This is a genomic window from Streptomyces enissocaesilis, from assembly GCF_039533765.1.
Taxonomy (GTDB): Bacteria; Actinomycetota; Actinomycetes; order Streptomycetales; family Streptomycetaceae; genus Streptomyces; species Streptomyces enissocaesilis.
The window spans coordinates 1-1,091 of record NZ_BAAAUD010000028.1 but is presented as its reverse complement, the minus strand read 5'-3'; the positions used below and the strand labels follow the sequence as shown (position 1 = coordinate 1,091).

1 pseudogene is annotated in these 1,091 nt (G+C 69.9%); it reads right to left on the bottom strand.

From position 1 onward, the window contains the following. Positions 1-158: 158 nt before the first annotated feature. A pseudogene (locus ABD374_RS13135) lies at positions 159-1,014 on the bottom strand (IS5 family transposase). Positions 1,015-1,091 lie beyond the last annotated feature (77 nt).

Here is a 1,091-nt window from a genome sequence, read left to right as displayed (position 1 = left end):
ACTACACCGTGAACGCGGCGACGGGGTTTCCGGCCGTAACCGGTCCGGCGGCATTGTCCGGACCGGTGAACCACGTACTGCCGGCGTGGGACGTCGCCTGTGGTGTCTATGCCGCGTTGGGCGTCGTCACGGCACTTAGAGCGACCGGCAAATGGGCGTTACTTGAGCCTGCGGGTGGTGAGTCGGGTATCCCAGCGGTAGAGCGCACGGGCGCGGCGGATGAGTTGACGGACTGTGACGAAGGCTGCGGCCAGATACAGGTAGAAGTCGATGATGCTGGCGCTGCGGTCGGTGCAGCGACGGATCTTGCCGAACCCGTTCATCCACGAGTTCGTCCGCTCGACCACCCAGCGCTTGCCGACCTGGACCGGGGCGGGGATGCCCTTGCGCGCGATGTCAGCGTCGAAGCCCAGCTCGGCGAGGAGGTCCCGGCTCGGGCCGTTGTCGTAGGCGCGGTCCAGATGTGCGGTGACCTGCTCGGGCCAGCGATGGTGCAGTTGGCGGCTGCTCGCCTCGAGAGTGCCGCGCAGCAGCGGCGAGTCGTGCCGGTTGGCGCTCGNTGCCGATCAGGCCGAGCGGGATCCCGTCGCCGTCGGTGCCGGTCGAGCGTTTCATGCCGCCCTTGCCCCGGTCGACCGGGGAGCGACCGGCGCGCTCGCCGCCGCACGGGGCTTTCGTGATGGCCCCGTCGACGCTGACGTCGGCCAGGTCCAGGCCGATCATGCGGTCGTAGGCGGCCAGGGCGAGGGCGTGGAGCTGTTCGCCCAGCCCCACCTCGGCCCAGGCGCGCAGGCGACGGCGGATGGTGCGGTCCGAGCACGCCTCGGTGGCGATGCGTTCGTATCCGGAGCCGTGGACCAGGGCGTCCACGACGTGGGCGAACACGACCCGGTCGGGCACCCGCCGCCGGTGGCAGCCCAGCGGGTGGGTCGGGTCGAACTCCGGCCGTGCGGGCAGCAGCGCGTCGAACTGGACCCACACGGGCTCCAGCAGGGATGATGGGATCGCGGGCACGGGCATCCTTGTCGATCACGGAGCGTAGAGAACTCACATGATCGTTGATGCCTGTGCCCGCTTGCTGCCCCGCTCTG